Here is a 15976-nt window from a genome sequence, read left to right on the forward strand (position 1 = left end):
CTTGCGGGTGAGCGCCGTTGTGCCGTCGCAACGACTACTTGGTGACCAGCTCAACCGGAGTTTCGATCACGCCATTGGCACCGCTGTCGACCTTCTCGCCCTTGAGGATCTTCAGCGCCGTCTCGATACCGAACACCGCCTGCTTGGCGGCGAACTGATCGGCAGTGGCCAGGACCCGGCCATCCTTGAGCATCGGCTTGATGGCGTTGATATTGTCGTAGCCCACCACCTGGACCTTGCCCGCCTTGCCGGCGGCCCGCACAGCGGACACGGCCCCTACCGCCATGCTGTCGTTGCCGGCCAGCAATGCCTTGAGATTCGGATACTCGCTGAGCATGGCCGAGGCGACGCGGTTGCCGGCGTCTATCTCCCAATCGCCCGATTGCAGCGACACCACCTTGATCTGCGCAGCCTCCATTGCGTCCTTGAAGCCGGCGGTGCGCTGTTGCGCGTTGGTGGTGGTGGAGACGCCTTCGATGATGCCCACTTCATCCCCGGCCTTGAGTTGCTTGGCCAGGTACTCGCCCACCAGGCGTGCGCCCTTGCGGTTGTCGGGCCCGACGAATGGCACGCTGAGGTTCTTGCTCTTGAGCACCCCGGGATCGAGCTGGTTATCGATGTTGATCACCGTGATCCCGGCGTCCACCGCCTTCTTGATCACCGGCACCATCGCCTTGGAGTCGGCGGGCGCGATCACCAGGGCGTTGACCTTGGAAACAATCATCTGCTCGACGATACGGATCTGGTTGGCGGTATCGGTTTCGTCCTTGATGCCGTTGGACACCAGGTCGAAATCGCCGGAGTGCTCTTTCTGATAAGCCTTGGCACCGTCTTCCATGGTCAGGAAGAACTCGTTGGCCAGGGATTTCATGACCAGGGCGACCTTGGGTTTCTGCGGGGTGTCGGCCAGAGCCGAAGAGAGAGGAAGGGCGGCGGATGCAGCGACCAGAACGGCGACAGCGAGTAGACGTCCAGCAAAGGGCAGCTTCATGGGTTCACTCCGATCTTATGATTATTGTGAGCAGCGTTCGCCCGGCGGGGCCACCAGGTTTCCAGCGGCGCTGGCCGGCGCCATGCCGCGGAAAGATAGACGATCATCGCTTCCCGAGCACCGCGCAAACGTTTGCGTAAAACGAACTATGCGAACCTCGCCAGAGTTTGTCAACGCTGTTCAAAGTGTGATCAGAGAGAGTGAGCAGCCATCCGCAGCCGGCCGCTTGGAGAAAGACCTGCCCGGGAAATGCGCCCGGACAGGCTGATGGTTCAGGCGGTGGTATTCACCAGGCCACCGGAGGAGGAGGACTCCTTGGCCAACTCTCGCACCAGGTTGCCCGAGACCTCTGCCAGGGCACCGTTGGTTTCGGCGATCTGCCCTTGAATGGCCATGACTGTCGTCTGCTTGGCCTCGGGGGTTGGGTAGTTGGCGGCCTGGGCGGCAGCCAGCTGCTGTTGCTGCTCCCGAAGTTGCTGCTGCAATTCCTGCATGCGCTTGAGCAGCATCTTGACCACGATGCTGTGGTTGTCTTCGCTTGCGCCTTCGCTTTCAGACTGTTCGGCCTGCTTGCTGGAACCGACCCGCAAAGCGCCCGACTCGTCGGTGCCCAGCGCACTAGACGCCTGCTCGGCGGTGGCGTCGCTCAATGCATCGATGGTTGCGGGGGTCTTACCATTGATCAGAATGGCTCCTGCCCCTGGAAATCCGACTGACAGTGACATGGGAACTCCTGGTGAAAAATCCTAGAAGGATCATCGACCGCCGCAGAACATTCTTTAATGAAAGTGCAAGAAGCCGCGCCAGGACCGGCGACGAGCACTTTCGGATTGCCGAACACGGTGCTGCACAAATGTTCGGAAACCCGGACGCCGCCTGACTCAACGCGACCATAAACAGAAATAAAATTGATATAAATCAGTAACTTAAAATACTTATCCGACCAAGGTAGTGCTGGTACAGATCCTGCTCAACCCTCGCTGCCTCGGCGCAAACAGATCTGCCGCCGTGGTGTTTCTAGATGAACCTGCATCAGCACCGTCTCACTACTAGAGAGAAAATAATGAAATCTGCCTTCAAATCCTTCGCACCGGGCGCTTTGGCCCTCCTCCTGCTTCTGCCTGCCGCCCTGCAGGCCAAAGAAGCTGAAACCCAGCAGAAACTCGCCAACGTCGTGGTCCTCGCCACCGGCGGCACTATCGCCGGTGCCGGCGCCAGCGCAGCCAACAGCGCCACCTATCAGGCGGCCAAGGTCGGCATCGAGCAACTGATCGCCGGCATCCCGGAATTGAACCAGCTGGCCAACGTGCGTGGCGAGCAGGTCATGCAGATCGCCTCGGAAAGCATCACCAACGAAAACCTGCTGCAACTGGGTCGCCGCGTTGCCGAACTGGCCGACAGCAAGGACGTTGATGGCATCGTCATCACCCACGGCACCGACACCCTGGAAGAAACCGCCTACTTCCTCAACCTGGTGGAAAAGACCGACAAGCCAATCGTAGTGGTCGGCTCCATGCGCCCAGGCACCGCGATGTCGGCCGACGGCATGCTCAACCTGTACAACGCCGTCGCCGTCGCCGGTAGCAAGAATGCTCGTGGCAAAGGCGTACTGGTGACCATGAACGACGAAATCCAGTCCGGTCGCGATGTCAGCAAGATGATCAACATCAAGACTGAAGCCTTCAAGAGCCCATGGGGCCCGCTGGGCATGGTGGTGGAAGGCAAATCCTACTGGTTCCGCCTGCCGGCCAAGCGCCACACCATGGATTCGGAATTCGACATCAAGAACATCAAGAGCCTGCCTGACGTAGAAATCGCCTACGGCTACGGCAACGTCAGCGACACCGCCTACAAGGCCCTGGCCCAGGGCGGCGCCAAAGCCATCATCCACGCCGGCACCGGCAATGGCTCGGTGTCTTCCCGTGTGGTCCCTGCCCTGCAGGAACTGCGCAAGAACGGCGTACAGATCATTCGTTCTTCCCACGTCAATGCCGGTGGTTTCGTGCTGCGCAACGCCGAACAGCCTGACGACAAGTACGACTGGGTCGTGGCTCATGACCTGAACCCGCAGAAAGCCCGCATCCTGGCCATGGTCGCCCTGACCAAGACTCAGGACAGCAAGGAACTGCAACGCATGTTCTGGGAATACTGACAGAACCCCGCTCGACCGGCCCCGGTCGAGCGGTTTTGCAACCACTCGCCCGCCCGGGCGGGTGGTCCCGATACCGCCTCCTTCCTCCCAGTAAAAATATCTGCCCGCCTCGTGAGACAAATGCGTAAAGCGTTGTCAGAGGAACTTCTTGAATTTTAAGCAGTTGCGAAATGTCTTACAGTTAAATACTGTATGCACGTACAGCTTAATAAGGAATGTTCCGTGGCCAACACTCAAACACCCCTCAGCTCCTACGAACGCCTGGGTGTACGCATCCAGAAAATCATCAACTCCCCCACCGCACAGAAAGCCAAGGCCGCGCTGATCTTCCGCCTCGCCGACGAACCTCAGGACGAGTGGGAGCGCCTGCTGGAAGAAATCGCCGAAAACGACAACGTCACTCTCGCCTATCGCGACGATGGCGGCGTGCAGATTTTCTGGGTTGTGCCGAAGGAAGACTGAGTCAATGAGTGTTCGTTGTTTTGCCCTGCTGTTGCTGTTTCTCGCCTGTACCGCCCAAGCCGATGCGCCCCGTACCTTCAGCGAAGCCAAGAAAGTCGCCTGGAAGCTCTATGCCCCCCAATCCACCGAGTTCTATTGCGGCTGCAAGTACACCGGCAATCGGGTGAACCTGGCAGCCTGCGGCTATGTACCGCGCAAGAACGCCAAGCGCGCCGAACGCATCGAATGGGAACACATAGTGCCGGCCTGGCAGATCGGTCATCAGCGTCAGTGCTGGCAGCAAGGCGGACGCAAGAATTGCACGCGCACCGATGCGGTCTATCAGCGCGCCGAAGCCGACCTGCACAACCTGGTACCGAGCATTGGCGAAGTGAATGGCGACCGCAGCAACTTCAGCTTCGGCTGGCTGCCGGAGCAATCGGGCCAGTACGGTTCGTGCCTGACCCAGGTCGACTTCAAGGCCAAGAAGGTCATGCCCCGGCCTTCGATTCGCGGCATGATTGCCCGCACCTACTTCTACATGAGCAAGCAGTACGGCCTGCGCCTGTCCAAGCAGGACCGACAGCTCTTCGAAGCCTGGAACAAGACCTACCCGGTGCAAGACTGGGAACGCCAGCGCAATCAGAGCGTGGCCTGCGTCATGGGGCGCGGCAATGAATTCGTCGGCGCGGTCAACCTCAAGGCCTGTGGCTGAAAGCAGATCGCCCGCTGAACGCGGGCGATCCTGGATCCTGTGCAAACAGGTTTATTGCGCGGCTTGATGCTCGATGACAGTGACGTCGATATCGCGCTTCTTGGCCTTGACCAGCTTTTCAATCACTTCATTCTTCTTGGCCTCGGCTTCGGCCTGGGAAGCAAACGGGCCGACCACCACCAGGCGCTTGCCCTCAACGGTCACCACGTTGGAAATGATCCCGTGCTCGATCAGCCAGCCGGTCAGATCGCTTACCGCCTGAGGCAACTCGCTGCCCACCAGCACATCCCACTGCGGTGCACTGGAGGCCTGAACCGGTTGAACCTGCGCTGCCGCGGTCTTGTTCGCTTCGACCCGTTTGCCTTCGCCGCATCCGGCCAAGGCCAACACCGCCATCATCATCGCTACTGTGCGCACAACCCACCCCTAGAAAGTCTGAGGCGGCGATTTTAGCACTCCAGCCACGAGAGACCTCGTCACAAAATCAGGCCGAAACAGGAAGAATGATATTTATTGCCTCTGTATAGTTGCGCCTTGGGAATTAATAGATCGTCTGCGCGTCAGAAAGAGGCACCCACTCAGTGGAACTTCGCACTAATCTATACCTAAGACCGACCTCTGCACTGTTTGAATCTGGTGCCCTACAAAGCTATCAAGGAGAAGATCATGCTGATACTCACCCGCAAAGTCGGTGAAAGCATAAACATCGGTGACGACATTACGATCACCATTCTCGGCGTCAGCGGCCAACAGGTCCGCATCGGAATCAACGCGCCAAAAAATGTCGCGGTACACCGTGAAGAAATCTATCAACGCATTCAGGCCGGACTCACTGCCCCGGACAAGCGCGAAACCCCTTGAACACAATCAGCACCCGCTCCTCGCCTGCACCCCAAGGCTGGTGTGGCGCGTGCCTTGTTCAACCCGAGCTTCTCCCACAGAACCTTCGCCTGTCCTCAATGGATAGCGGCCACAGCAGATTCCCGCGCACCGGATGTTCGTCACCCACTGACTAACGCCCCTTTCTGGCATCCCATCCTACCGCTGCCTCCCGGCACGCGGCGCCGCAGCAATGCAGGCGTCGCCCCCGGGCACAGCGGTCAGGCGCCTGCTGACGGCTCCACCGGCTTGAACCCCAAGTCCTCGGTAAACCGCAGCAGGTAGCCATCAGGATCCTGCACCAGCAGGTTCAATTCACCATGCAGCAACTCATCATGGCGATACCAGCATTCCTGGATGTCCCTGCGCAAGGCGATACCGGCCTGCTTCAGCGACGCCGCCAGCTGGCGAATATCCGGGCACTCGATGGACAGGTTCATGCCGCGACCAAAGGGTGCCTGCAAGGGACCTACCCGCCACTCCGACTCCTCCCGATCATCCTGTTCCAGCATCAATTGCCCGCCGTTGAATGAAAGAAAGGCAAAGAAATGTTCGGGACGCTGATACTCCACCTTGAAACCCAGGGTATCGCGGTAAAAAGACAGGCTGCGCTCCAGATGACTGACCAGCATTTCCGGAACCAGGTTATTCATTTGAAACATCGCGGGCTTTCCTTGCTCATGTAATCGAGCCGCGAGCCTACTACCAAGCCAAGCCCAAAAGCAGCATCGCTTACCAATGATTACAACTGAGCCAAGCTCACGCGGGGCAACAGACCGGCGGCGATGACCCGCACCAGCGTCTGCGCAGGCGTGATACCAACCAACGAGGCAACCCGAGCAGCCCCGGAAAAACCCAAAAAGCGGCCCGCATTCGGATCGACAACATCCGCGCGGACCGCCCCATCATGCCCTCAGGCACTGACCTCTAGATCTCAAGCATGACGCTCCAGCAGCACCTTGCTCCACAGCGTGAATGCCACGGAAGGCGTCCACCCCGGGTTGGAGGTGTGCTCCTGAAGGCAGAGATAGCGATTGCCCTCATAAGTCACGCCCTCCTCCCTCCTATAGCGCTGGCTGGTACGCCACTCGGGAAAGCTCGGGTCGACCACGCCTCCCGCGGTCCTGACACTCAGGCTGCGACTGGGCAAGGATTCCCGGCCCTGAGTGTCTGTTGCCGTGACGAAGTAGCTGTACTGAGTATCCGCATTCAGCCCCTTGTCCTCATAGACCGCAGTCGCGGTCTTGCCCACCGCATTGCCATCGCGGTACAGGGTATAGAACTCCACCGGTCGCCGGCCGCCGGAAGCCCCCCAACTCAAGCTGACACTGCTGCGAGTGGTCCCCTGCACCAGCAGATTGCCCGGTGCCCCGGGCCTCTCCGGCTCGCCGCCATCGCCATGGATCAACGGCGCATAACGGTTGCGGAACTCCCAGTCGTAATGCACGCCCTGCCGATTGATTCCGGCATCCCAGTTCACCGACCAGGTCATCAAGCCCTTGATGGCGTGCCCCCTCTCCTGCAAACGCTTGAACGCATTGTTCAACGCCGCAGGCTCGATGACATAACCGGTGGCTGCCGCATCGACGTTGCTCGGCAAACCGATCACCAGCTTGTCCGCGGCAATCCGGGTGTAGCCACGGGTACCCGAGGCCAGACTGTCGGTCAGGTAGAACAGAAAGTCCTCCTTCATTGCGTCGTTGTTCTGGGCGATCCACGCCCCCTGCCCGCCATTGGCCTCCTGCACCCAGAGCCCATCGCCCCCCTGGTTGTAATACTGCGGCGCGACAAAGTCGTAGTAGCCCTCCAGGGCCTGCAGGTACGCCACGTATTTGCCATTGCTGGTCAGGTACGGAAACTCGGGCGCCATGCTGATGATGAAGTGCTTGCCCTGGCCGGCGTAATGATCCTTCACCAGCTTCAGCGCGGCCGGCAACACGCTCTTGTTGTCAGCGAAGTCGATAGCGCTCTGCTCCAGATCGATATCCAGGCCATCGAAACCGTAAGTCTCGACCAGGCGGATGATCTCGCTGGCCAGGGGTTGCTCGTTGCCCTTGTGCAATTCGATATGCGCATCGGCACCGCCCAGGGAGATCAGCACCGCCCGCCCCTGGCTGTTGAGCACGCCCACCTGACGCCGGAACTCTTCATCCGTCAGGTTGTAAGGCTTGAACGTAGGAATGCCGTGCCCCTTCATGAAGGCTACCGCCACCACGTTATATTCCTTGGGCACATCCAACAGATTGAGATTGGCAAACTGTCCCTGCTGGTAACCGTCAGCGGGACCGGCGGCCCAGTTGTGCCAGAAGCCCATGAGGATCTTCTTGCCGGCAATGCTCGGCATCAGGGATGCGGCATCCGCGGGCTGACTCTTGATCGATGTGAAGTCGATTTTATTCATGTTCTAATCCTTGAGAACGGATAAATAACTTTGCAAGCCCGCAACTTACTTGAAGTCCAGATCGAACGCCTGATAGAACCCATTGCCGGTATTGGCAACTATCCACACCAACACCACAACATGATGGCCTTTCTTGTTTTTCGGCAGTACAACTTCATGATGGGTCTTGGCCTTGAGCACCGAACCAAACTTGTCGAACGGGACTTCAGTATAAAAGTCCTGATAAAAAGCCTGGGGCTCCAGTTGTGCACGGCTGATACGCTGCTTCGGGTCCCAGCCATCTTTGGTGATGAACCAGCTGTAACCACGGGTGACGTGAGGCGCGGTGTATTCCCACTGCACACGAAAGACCTGACCCGGATCGACACTGAGCAGCGGCCAGTTGAATGCACGGTTAAGCTTCTTCGACATCTCATCGTTGGTGAAGTTGATGCAGTCGCGCTCATCAACCTTGCCACCGCTGAGAATATGGCCGTCTGCGGGTGGTACGGCGCTTGCCACATCGCTGTCGTAGGGTTTCGGGAAGGGACCGGCGACCAGGGACGGGAAGTTTTTCCCCCCTTCCATCTCATTCACCTGCCAGGTCCCCAGCAGCCCCAGTTCCACCGCGACCGAGCCACGACTGGAAGGCGACACGATGCGACCATGTTTAAGTTGAGCTTGTGGCTTATTCATATCTTTCACTCCATTGATTAATTAAGTTCGCTCCTCGTTGAGCACCTTTAACTTAGCGCACTTTTATCGACTTGTTTCACGCACCCGCAAACTAACCAATCAGGACAATATGCAAAAGCCGGCGCCAGCCCTATTAAACCCTGGACTTTCCGATTTGAACTGACAACTTGAAGAGTCAATGTATTACACGCTTTTCTACAGCAGGACTTGTTCTTTCACTTTATGAAAAACCCCAAACAGCCCAACTAACACCGAAAAAGCGCCCAGCAGAAAAAACAAACCCGGCCATTGCCGGGTTCGTCCTGAAAAACACCTGAAGCCATCCATTGTCTATAGGCAGGTTGCCAACGCCGCGAGACGGCGCTTCGAGACCGCGTTGTCCTCGACTGCGTAGTAGTGAACGGCGGTTCCAGAAGGCTCGACCTTGATGTCCACGAAGGATTCGGCGGCGCGGGTATACACCGTGTAGCCACCGCCCTTGCCCGGCTGCAGATAAGCCGCAGCATCAACACCGAAAACCGCTTCATCCTGCCAGGCGAACTGTACGCACTGCGCCACCAGTTGATCGGCCTTGGCCGAGCTCAGGGTCTTGTTGGGCGTTCTGGCCCGAGCGTCGTCCATGATGGAACCCGCACAGCCGGCCAACAAAACCGCAACCATCACCGCCATCAACACCCGCATGCTGCCACCTCGTCCATAAAACGCGAGAGTATCGCTCAGGCGACAGAAAAAAGGCGTCAGACAGAAGAAAAAACCTACTGCAAGGCAAGCGCCATCCTGACCGCCCTCAACCAAGGCCTGCAGCAACGGCCTCGCTCTCCCAGGCCATGGCTTTAACGGCCCCGCCACAAGGGCCGGCGTTGTTTATTCGGGACTCCCCATTATCATGGTCCAGCCGAAGGTTTAACCTTCGCGCCCCTTCCCACACTTTTGCCAAGGAGATCCACCATGCAACAGCTGATCACCCCTTGCAGGACGTGCCTGGTTTAAACGCTGTATCCGCTACCCGCTAGCGCCTTCGCTTAATCCCGCTTCGTCCTGCCACTACCTGACTATTTTTTTCCAATCAGGAATTGGACATGGACACTTGCATCCGTCATTTGTCGAACGGCGTCTCACTGATCGCCTCAGACACCACCTGGATCGAAGATAAAGCGCTCCAACAACTGCAAACCACCGCTCAACTACCCGGCATGCGCCAGGTGGTCGGCATGCCGGACCTGCACCCAGGCCGAGGCTACCCCGTGGGAGCAGCATTCTTTTCCACCGAGATGGCCTACCCGGCCCTGGTGGGCAACGACATCGGCTGCGGCATGACGCTGTGGCAAACCGACCTCTCCAGCAGCCGCCTCAACCTCGACAAGCTGGAGAAGAAAATCGGCAACATCGACCTCCCCCTGGATGAACAGTGGGATGAAGAGCGAGCGCAGTTGGGACTGCCCATCAACGGTCATGAACACTCACTGGGCACCATCGGTGGCGGCAATCACTTCGCCGAGCTGCAACAGCTCGATCAGGTGTACGACGCCAGTGCCCTGCAGGCCCTGGAGCTGAATCCCAAAGCCTTGTTGCTGCTGGTGCATAGCGGCTCCCGGGGCCTGGGAGAAGCCATCCTGCGGCGTCATGTGGACCAGCACGGGCACAACGGCCTGGTAATGGCCGGCGCCGCCGGCGCCCAGTACTTGCAAGAGCACGACGCCGCCCTGCGCTTCGCCGAGGCCAACCGGCGATTGATCGCCGAACGCCTGCTGTACAACCTGCGGGCCAAGGGACGCTCGATTCTGGACATCAACCACAACCTGGTATCGCCAGCGAATGTCGACGGTGTTACCGGCTGGCTGCATCGCAAGGGCGCTACGCCGTCGGACCAGGGGCCGGTGGTCATCCCGGGCTCCAGGGGCGACTACAGCTATCTGGTTCATCCGATACCGGCCACTGCCAGCCTCTACTCCCTGGCCCACGGCGCCGGGCGCAAATGGCTGCGCAGCGATTGCAAGGGCAGGCTGGCGGCGCGCTTCAGCTTCGACCAGCTCAAGCGCACTCAATTGGGCAGCCGGGTGATCTGCGAAGACCGCGGATTGATGTACGAGGAAGCCCCTGAAGCCTACAAGAGCATCGACAGCGTGGTCGGCAGCCTGAGGGATGCCGGCCTGGTGCAGATCATCGCGCGGCTCAAGCCGGTGCTGACCTACAAACGCCGGGGGTGCTGCTGATGCTGCTGTTACAGCTGTCTTCCGCTCAGGGCCCCGTCGAGTGCGAACTGGCGGTGACCAGGGCCCTGCAACTCTTGTATCGCGAAGCCGAGGCACAAAACGTGCGCACCAGCCTCGTCCAGCAGGTGGCCGGCCAGGGCCGCGGCACCTGCAGATCGGTACTGGTCAGCCTTGATGGGGAACAGGCTGCGGGACTGGCCGAACGCTGGACCGGCACCCTGCTCTGGACCTGCAAGAGCCCTTATCGCCCCGGACACAAACGCAAGAACTGGTATTTCGCCGGCCAACTGTTCAAGGCTCAAGAGGACAGCATGGACAGCGCCATCCGCTTTGAAGCCATGCGTGCATCAGGTCCGGGCGGGCAACACGTGAACACCACGGACTCCGCGGTGCGCGCCACACACCTGGCCAGTGGCATCAGCGTGAAAGTGCAGTCAGAACGCAGCCAGCACGACAACAAGCGCGTTGCGCGCCTGCTGATTCTGCAACGCCTGGCTGAGCGGCAACAGCAATCTGCCGAGGCGCTGCGCCTGCAACGCCGCGATGCCCACCACAGCGTGGAGCGCGGCAACCCGGTGCGCAGCTTCCACGGCGACAGGTTCACTCCTCAGAAATGATCATCCCTCCCCGGAGAGTCGTGCCTGACCACGACTCCCCGGCGCGGAACTGACGAGCACAGCGCTGAAAAGACCAGAGCGCACGTAAAAGATCTTCAACCCGCCCGACAACCGGCTCCACAGCAGGACGGGCACTTGCAACAGCGCCAACGACAAACAGCAGAACCTTTGAAGGCGAGGAACAACAGGAGTCTTTGCAGCCCCAGCTCCAACGCTTCGAGAGCGGCCGATAATCAACGGCATAGAAACGGGTGGATCAACCCACAGGACAATCCACAAACGCCAGGATGGGCGCCGCATGAAAAGGCCTCTCAGAATGCACCGAAGGAACTGATGCGACGAGCAGCCAGCAACATCGCCAAGCCGCTGATCAAGAATGGATAGGCGTTCTGCCAAATGCCCTGACGCTTCATCCCCAACCCGGCCTGCGCCCTCAAACTGCCTTCACCATCAGCAGCGCCATAAGAGGAAGACAGGAAGTGCAGCGAGGCACTGAACGGGTGTTGCGGCGCCGCAAAAAACGCACAAAACAAAAAAGGGGCTCACCTCTCGGTGAACCCCTTTTAGACCGCCCAGCAGAGCGGATTTTGTTTGGTAGGCGCGATTGGACTCGAACCAACGACCCCCACCATGTCAAGGTGGTGCTCTAACCAACTGAGCTACGTGCCTGCTGTGAGGCGGCATTCTACGGAATTCCAAAGGGGTGTCAACACCTTTTTTGCAGCTAAGCCTATGAATATGCGAATTTTTTAATTTCGGCGCCCGGAAGAAGTTTTTCCTTCTGTCTGGTAGCGCTTTTACAACTCAGGTAGCATCGACGCACTCGTAAAATATATTAAACACATGAGGTCGCAGGATGGCGCATATTCCCTACCCACAGTCCTACTACGCCGCATCCGCCAATGCAGCTCCGGAACGCCCGCTGCTGCAAGGCGAAGTGGAAACCGATATATGCGTGATCGGTGCGGGTTATACCGGTCTGTCCAGCGCCCTGTTTCTCCTGGAAAACGGCTTTCGCGTAACAGTGCTGGAAGCTGCCAAGGTGGGCTTTGGTGCCTCCGGGCGCAATGGCGGACAGATCGTCAACAGCTATAGCCGCGACATCGACGTGATCGAGCGCAGTGTCGGGCCCAAGCAAGCACAACTGTTGGGGCAAATGGCGTTCGAGGGCGGCCGGATCATTCGCGAGCGGGTAGCCAAGTACCAGATCCAGTGCGACCTGAAAGACGGCGGCGTGTTCGCTGCACTGACCAGCAAGCAGATGGGCCACCTGGAGTCGCAGAAGCGCCTCTGGGAGCGCTACGGCCACACTCAACTGGAATTGCTGGACGAGCGACGGATTCGCGAAGTCGTGGCCTGTGATCAATACAAGGGCGGCATGCTCGACATGAGCGGCGGCCACATCCACCCGCTGAACCTGGCACTGGGCGAAGCGGCGGCCGTGGAATCCCTGGGTGGCACCATCTATGAACAATCCCCGGCAGTACGCATCGAGCGCGGGGCCAATCCCGTCGTCCATACTCCACAGGGTAAAGTCCGCGCCAAGTTCATCATCGTCGCCGGCAACGCCTACCTGGGCAATCTGATCCCGGAACTGGCCGCCAAATCCATGCCTTGCGGCACTCAGGTGATCACTACCGAGCCCCTGGGCGACGAACTGGCAGCCAGCCTGCTCCCTCAGGACTACTGCGTCGAAGACTGCAACTACCTGCTGGACTATTACCGCCTCAGCGGCGACAAGCGCCTGATTTTCGGCGGCGGCGTGGTCTACGGCGCTCGCGACCCGGCCAACATCGAGGCGATCATCCGACCGAAGATGCTCAAGGCGTTCCCGCAACTGAAAAACGTCAAGATCGACTACGCCTGGACCGGCAACTTCCTGCTGACCTTGTCGCGCCTGCCCCAGGTGGGCCGCCTGGGCGACAACATCTACTACTCCCAAGGCTGCAGCGGCCACGGCGTGACCTATACCCACCTGGCGGGCAAAGTGCTGGCCGAAGCCTTGCGCGGCCAGGCAGAGCGCTTTGACGCTTTCGCCGACCTGCCCCACTACCCCTTCCCTGGCGGCCAACTGCTACGCACGCCATTCACCGCCCTGGGCGCCTGGTACTACAGCCTTCGCGACAAGCTTGGCTTCTGATAGCCCGAGCTTTTCGCAGCCACAAAAAAACCGCCGAACAGGCGGTTTTTTTATGCGCAAACAACAGGTATTGCAAAAAGGCAAATTCCGAAAACAAAAAACCCCGGTCTTTCGACCAGGGCTTTTGCTATCGATGCGAATCAAGCCTGTAGCTTGCTTCGTTGCTTCAAGGCGTTCAGTGGTCCTTGAGGCTGATATGGCGCAGCGGACGGGACTCGAACCCGCGACCCCCGGCGTGACAGGCCGGTATTCTAACCGACTGAACTACCGCTGCGTATCGCTTGGACTTGCGTCCATGTGAATCGTTTAAATCGTCTGAAAGAAGAGCTTCGAGGCTTTTCGATCTCAAACCAGGCGAGCCTGGCTTGGAAAATATGGCGCAGCGGACGGGACTCGAACCCGCGACCCCCGGCGTGACAGGCCGGTATTCTAACCGACTGAACTACCGCTGCGCGTCGGTTGGAGGCTTCCGTGGAAGCTTCCGTCTTTCTTGCGAAAGACACTCAGGAATGGTGGGTGATGACGGGATCGAACCGCCGACCCTCTGCTTGTAAGGCAGATGCTCTCCCGGCTGAGCTAATCACCCTTTGCTTCGCTGAGGCCGCGAAATTTACGCAGGTAACGAAGCTAAGTCAATAGCAGGCTTGAAGTTTTTTTAAAAAACAGCGGAAGCGCCCAACTGTCAGCTGCAAGAAAAAAGCGGCTGGCACGCAACCGCACTACCCACTTGCCGCTTAAAGCCTGGCGCAGCCCTAGGCCTGATAAATCATTTTCTTGGTCATGCCACCGTCCACCACAAACTCTTGGCCGGTGACAAAACCCGAATTGCGCGACAGCAGCCAGGCCACCATGGACGCCACATCCTCCACCGTCCCTACCCTGCCCGCAGGATGCTGGGCGTGATCGGCATCGGATAAGGGCTCGGCACGCCGCACCGCGGGATCACGCGCGTCGATCCAGCCAGGACTCACGGCATTGACCCGGATCTCCGGCCCCAGACTGATGGCCAGGGCATGGGTCAGGGCCAACAGACCGCCCTTGCTGGCCGCATAGGCTTCGCTATCGGGCTCCGATTGCCGAGCCCGGGTCGACGCCAGATTGACGATGGAACCGCCATGGGCGCGAAGATAAGGCGCGCAATGCTTGGCCAGCAGCATGGGACCACCGAGATTCACCGCCAGCACCCGATTCCAGTAAGCCAGATCCAGGCTTTCCAAAGTGATGTTGTGCGGATCAGCCACCGCGGCGTTGCACACCAGAGCGTCCAGGCGCCCGAACTGCCCCAGCACCTCGGCCACGCCCTGCGCCACCTGCTCCTCATCCGCCACATCCATGGTGATGAACCAGGCATTCTCGCCCATCACCCTGGACACCTTGGAGCCGCGCTCCCGGTCCACATCGGTCAGCACCACCTGCCAGCCTTCGCTGATCAGCCAGGCAGCGATACCCAGGCCAATGCCCCGTGCCGCACCAGTCACCAGCGCGACACGTCCGTTGCCGCCACCCTGAGGCGTGGACAACTCGATCACAAGGCTGCCAACCCACGAGCCAGGTCGGCCTGCAGATCAGCCACGTCCTCCAGGCCGACCGCAATACGGATCAGACTGTCGCGAATACCGGCCGCTTCACGTTCCTGCGGCGCCAGGCGGCCGTGGGATGTGGTGCTCGGGTGGGTGATGGTGGTTTTGCTGTCACCCAGGTTGGCGGTGATCGAAATCAGCCGAGTGGCATCGATAAAGCGCCAGGCGCCCTCTTTGCCACCCTTGACCTCGAAGCTCACCACCGCACCGAAACCACGCTGCTGACGCTTGGCCAGTTCGTGTTGCGGGTGGCTGGCAAGACCGGCGTAGTGCACCTTCTCGACACCGTCCTGCTGCTCAAGCCACTGCGCCAGGGCCAGAGCATTGGCACAGTGGGCACGCATCCGCAGACTCAGGGTTTCCAGGCCCTTGAGGAAGATCCAGGCATTGAACGGACTCAGGGTCGGCCCCGCAGTGCGCAGAAAGCCCACCACTTCTTTCATCTGCTCGCTGCGTCCAGCGACCACGCCCCCCATGCAACGACCCTGGCCGTCGATGAACTTGGTGGCCGAATGCACCACCACGTCCGCGCCCAGCTTCAAGGGTTGCTGCAAGGCTGGAGTGCAGAAGCAGTTGTCGACCACCAGCATCGCGCCCTTGGCATGCGCCAGTTCAGCCAAGGCGGTGATATCCACCAGCTCGGCCAGCGGATTGGAGGGGGATTCGACAAACAGCAGCTTGGTGTTGCTCTTGATCGCCGCATCCCACCCGGACAGGTCCGCCAGGGGCACGTAATCGACTTCAACACCAAAACGCTTGAAGTACTTCTCGAACAGGCTGATGGTCGAGCCGAACACGCTGCGCGATACCAGTACGTGATCGCCGGCACTGCACAGACTCATGACCACCGAGAGAATGGCCGCCATGCCGGTGGCCGTGGCGACCGCCTGTTCAGCGCCCTCCAGCGCCGCGATGCGCTCTTCGAACGAGCGCACCGTAGGGTTGGTGTAACGCGAATAGACGTTGCCCGGCACTTCGCCGGCGAACCGTGCAGCCGCGTCGGCGGCTGTACGGAACACATAGCTGGACGTGAAGAACATCGGATCACCGTGCTCGCCTTCCGGCGAACGGTGCTGGCCGGCGCGCACCGCCAGGGTATCGAACGCTACGCCTTCAAGGTCGCTGTCCAGCCGACCGGCATCCCAATCCTGACTCATGCCGCCTACTCCTAA

17 protein-coding genes and 4 tRNA genes are annotated in these 15976 nt (G+C 59.6%); 7 read left to right on the forward strand and 14 right to left on the reverse strand.

The genetic code is table 11. The features are described 5' to 3' along the window. Nucleotides 1–34: 34 nt before the first annotated feature. Both L1O02_RS20560 and L1O02_RS20565 read right to left on the reverse strand, forming a co-directional pair. A complete protein-coding gene (locus tag L1O02_RS20560) occupies nucleotides 35–991 on the reverse strand; it encodes a sugar ABC transporter substrate-binding protein (protein WP_235758628.1) in 957 nt (318 codons plus the stop codon). Nucleotides 992–1263: 272 nt separating this feature from the next. Next, entirely contained in the window at nucleotides 1264–1716 is a 453-nt protein-coding gene (locus L1O02_RS20565; RefSeq protein WP_060843012.1) for a hypothetical protein, read from the reverse strand. A gap of 338 nt (nucleotides 1717–2054) precedes the next feature. On the opposite strand from L1O02_RS20565, the gene L1O02_RS20570 reads away from it, so the two are divergent. The 3 genes from L1O02_RS20570 to L1O02_RS20580 all read left to right on the forward strand — a co-directional run bounded on the left by L1O02_RS20570 (nucleotide 2055) and on the right by L1O02_RS20580 (nucleotide 4299). After that, nucleotides 2055–3143 (forward strand): asparaginase, encoded by a 1089-nt coding sequence (locus L1O02_RS20570; protein WP_047303134.1) that lies wholly within the window; start codon nucleotides 2055–2057, stop codon nucleotides 3141–3143. Between the two features lie 192 nt (nucleotides 3144–3335). Further along, nucleotides 3336–3605: a DUF1654 domain-containing protein gene (locus tag L1O02_RS20575; RefSeq protein ID WP_060838424.1), complete on the forward strand. Its 270-nt coding sequence runs from the start codon at nucleotides 3336–3338 to the stop codon at nucleotides 3603–3605. Between the two features lie 4 nt (nucleotides 3606–3609). Then, on the forward strand, nucleotides 3610–4299 hold the full coding sequence (locus L1O02_RS20580) for an endonuclease I family protein (protein WP_016963688.1): 690 nt from the start codon (nucleotides 3610–3612) through the stop codon (nucleotides 4297–4299). Nucleotides 4300–4350: 51 nt separating this feature from the next. On the opposite strand, the gene L1O02_RS20585 is transcribed toward L1O02_RS20580, so the two are convergent. Further along, nucleotides 4351–4701, reverse strand: coding sequence for a hypothetical protein (locus L1O02_RS20585; protein WP_060838423.1), 351 nt, complete (start codon nucleotides 4699–4701; stop codon nucleotides 4351–4353). Nucleotides 4702–4965: 264 nt separating this feature from the next. Here L1O02_RS20585 and csrA point away from each other — a divergent pair, with 264 nt between their 5' ends. Continuing rightward, nucleotides 4966–5160, forward strand: a complete 195-nt coding sequence (gene csrA / locus L1O02_RS20590) for a carbon storage regulator CsrA (RefSeq protein ID WP_060838422.1) — start codon at nucleotides 4966–4968, stop codon at nucleotides 5158–5160. A gap of 239 nt (nucleotides 5161–5399) precedes the next feature. On the opposite strand, the gene L1O02_RS20595 is transcribed toward csrA, so the two are convergent. The 4 genes from L1O02_RS20595 to L1O02_RS20610 all read right to left on the reverse strand — a co-directional run bounded on the left by L1O02_RS20595 (nucleotide 5400) and on the right by L1O02_RS20610 (nucleotide 8935). After that, the gene (locus L1O02_RS20595; protein ID WP_060838421.1) at nucleotides 5400–5840 is read right to left on the reverse strand and encodes a VOC family protein; all 441 of its coding nucleotides are present in this window, start codon (nucleotides 5838–5840) and stop codon (nucleotides 5400–5402) included. 272 nt (nucleotides 5841–6112) lie between these two features. Next, the gene (locus L1O02_RS20600; RefSeq protein ID WP_235758630.1) at nucleotides 6113–7579 is read right to left on the reverse strand and encodes a glycosyl hydrolase family 18 protein; all 1467 of its coding nucleotides are present in this window, start codon (nucleotides 7577–7579) and stop codon (nucleotides 6113–6115) included. A gap of 45 nt (nucleotides 7580–7624) precedes the next feature. Further along, nucleotides 7625–8254 (reverse strand): lytic polysaccharide monooxygenase auxiliary activity family 9 protein, encoded by a 630-nt coding sequence (locus L1O02_RS20605; protein ID WP_060838419.1) that lies wholly within the window; start codon nucleotides 8252–8254, stop codon nucleotides 7625–7627. A gap of 330 nt (nucleotides 8255–8584) precedes the next feature. After that, nucleotides 8585–8935, reverse strand: a complete 351-nt coding sequence (locus tag L1O02_RS20610; RefSeq protein WP_129406664.1) for a hypothetical protein — start codon at nucleotides 8933–8935, stop codon at nucleotides 8585–8587. Nucleotides 8936–9333: 398 nt separating this feature from the next. Here L1O02_RS20610 and L1O02_RS20615 point away from each other — a divergent pair, with 398 nt between their 5' ends. Next, nucleotides 9334–10467: an RNA ligase RtcB family protein gene (locus tag L1O02_RS20615; protein WP_235758632.1), complete on the forward strand. Its 1134-nt coding sequence runs from the start codon at nucleotides 9334–9336 to the stop codon at nucleotides 10465–10467. Then, on the forward strand, nucleotides 10467–11084 hold the full coding sequence (gene prfH / locus L1O02_RS20620; protein WP_235758634.1) for a peptide chain release factor H: 618 nt from the start codon (nucleotides 10467–10469) through the stop codon (nucleotides 11082–11084). The genes L1O02_RS20615 and prfH overlap by 1 nt, the downstream gene beginning before the upstream one ends. A 311-nt stretch (nucleotides 11085–11395) precedes the next feature. Here the strand turns inward: prfH and L1O02_RS20625 are convergent, their stop codons facing one another. Next, complete coding sequence (locus tag L1O02_RS20625; RefSeq protein WP_146189229.1) at nucleotides 11396–11617, reverse strand: hypothetical protein; 222 nt, start codon at nucleotides 11615–11617, stop codon at nucleotides 11396–11398. Nucleotides 11618–11676: 59 nt separating this feature from the next. Continuing rightward, nucleotides 11677–11753: transfer RNA gene (locus L1O02_RS20630), tRNA-Val, on the reverse strand. A 187-nt stretch (nucleotides 11754–11940) separates the two neighbouring features. On the opposite strand from L1O02_RS20630, the gene L1O02_RS20635 reads away from it, so the two are divergent. Continuing rightward, nucleotides 11941–13224, forward strand: coding sequence for an FAD-binding oxidoreductase (locus tag L1O02_RS20635; RefSeq protein WP_060838416.1), 1284 nt, complete (start codon nucleotides 11941–11943; stop codon nucleotides 13222–13224). Between the two features lie 197 nt (nucleotides 13225–13421). On the opposite strand, the gene L1O02_RS20640 is transcribed toward L1O02_RS20635, so the two are convergent. The 5 genes from L1O02_RS20640 to L1O02_RS20660 all read right to left on the reverse strand — a co-directional run bounded on the left by L1O02_RS20640 (nucleotide 13422) and on the right by L1O02_RS20660 (nucleotide 15961). After that, nucleotides 13422–13498 (reverse strand) — tRNA-Asp (locus L1O02_RS20640). 101 nt (nucleotides 13499–13599) lie between these two features. Further along, nucleotides 13600–13676 (reverse strand) — tRNA-Asp (locus tag L1O02_RS20645). Nucleotides 13677–13734: 58 nt separating this feature from the next. Then, a tRNA-Val gene (locus L1O02_RS20650) sits at nucleotides 13735–13810 on the reverse strand. A 166-nt stretch (nucleotides 13811–13976) separates the two neighbouring features. Beyond that, nucleotides 13977–14753 carry an SDR family oxidoreductase gene (locus tag L1O02_RS20655; RefSeq protein WP_060838415.1) on the reverse strand — a complete coding sequence of 259 codons (777 nt, stop codon included), beginning with the start codon at nucleotides 14751–14753 and terminating at the stop codon, nucleotides 13977–13979. Continuing rightward, a complete protein-coding gene (locus L1O02_RS20660) occupies nucleotides 14750–15961 on the reverse strand; it encodes an O-succinylhomoserine sulfhydrylase (RefSeq protein ID WP_108544879.1) in 1212 nt (403 codons plus the stop codon). The genes L1O02_RS20655 and L1O02_RS20660 overlap by 4 nt, the downstream gene beginning before the upstream one ends. Nucleotides 15962–15976: the final 15 nt, after the last annotated feature.

The sequence above is a fragment of the Pseudomonas sp. BC42 genome, assembly GCF_021560055.1.
In the GTDB taxonomy this organism is placed as follows: domain Bacteria; phylum Pseudomonadota; class Gammaproteobacteria; order Pseudomonadales; family Pseudomonadaceae; genus Aquipseudomonas.

Excerpts from the sequence above, each read along its gene's own strand:
- prfH (WP_235758634.1), top strand. The coding sequence starts at position 10,467 with ATGCTGCTGTTACAGCTGTCTTCCGCTCAGGGCCCCGTCGAGTGCGAA.
- L1O02_RS20605 (WP_060838419.1), bottom strand. The coding sequence starts at position 8,254 with ATGAATAAGCCACAAGCTCAACTTAAACATGGTCGCATCGTGTCGCCT.
- L1O02_RS20565 (WP_060843012.1), bottom strand. The coding sequence starts at position 1,716 with ATGTCACTGTCAGTCGGATTTCCAGGGGCAGGAGCCATTCTGATCAAT.
- L1O02_RS20635 (WP_060838416.1), top strand. The coding sequence starts at position 11,941 with ATGGCGCATATTCCCTACCCACAGTCCTACTACGCCGCATCCGCCAAT.
- csrA (WP_060838422.1), top strand. The coding sequence starts at position 4,966 with ATGCTGATACTCACCCGCAAAGTCGGTGAAAGCATAAACATCGGTGAC.
- L1O02_RS20560 (WP_235758628.1), bottom strand. The coding sequence starts at position 991 with ATGAAGCTGCCCTTTGCTGGACGTCTACTCGCTGTCGCCGTTCTGGTC.
- L1O02_RS20595 (WP_060838421.1), bottom strand. The coding sequence starts at position 5,840 with ATGTTTCAAATGAATAACCTGGTTCCGGAAATGCTGGTCAGTCATCTG.
- L1O02_RS20580 (WP_016963688.1), top strand. The coding sequence starts at position 3,610 with ATGAGTGTTCGTTGTTTTGCCCTGCTGTTGCTGTTTCTCGCCTGTACC.
- L1O02_RS20610 (WP_129406664.1), bottom strand. The coding sequence starts at position 8,935 with ATGCGGGTGTTGATGGCGGTGATGGTTGCGGTTTTGTTGGCCGGCTGT.
- L1O02_RS20660 (WP_108544879.1), bottom strand. The coding sequence starts at position 15,961 with ATGAGTCAGGATTGGGATGCCGGTCGGCTGGACAGCGACCTTGAAGGC.
- L1O02_RS20615 (WP_235758632.1), top strand. The coding sequence starts at position 9,334 with ATGGACACTTGCATCCGTCATTTGTCGAACGGCGTCTCACTGATCGCC.
- L1O02_RS20570 (WP_047303134.1), top strand. The coding sequence starts at position 2,055 with ATGAAATCTGCCTTCAAATCCTTCGCACCGGGCGCTTTGGCCCTCCTC.
- L1O02_RS20575 (WP_060838424.1), top strand. The coding sequence starts at position 3,336 with ATGCACGTACAGCTTAATAAGGAATGTTCCGTGGCCAACACTCAAACA.
- L1O02_RS20600 (WP_235758630.1), bottom strand. The coding sequence starts at position 7,579 with ATGAATAAAATCGACTTCACATCGATCAAGAGTCAGCCCGCGGATGCC.
- L1O02_RS20585 (WP_060838423.1), bottom strand. The coding sequence starts at position 4,701 with ATGATGATGGCGGTGTTGGCCTTGGCCGGATGCGGCGAAGGCAAACGG.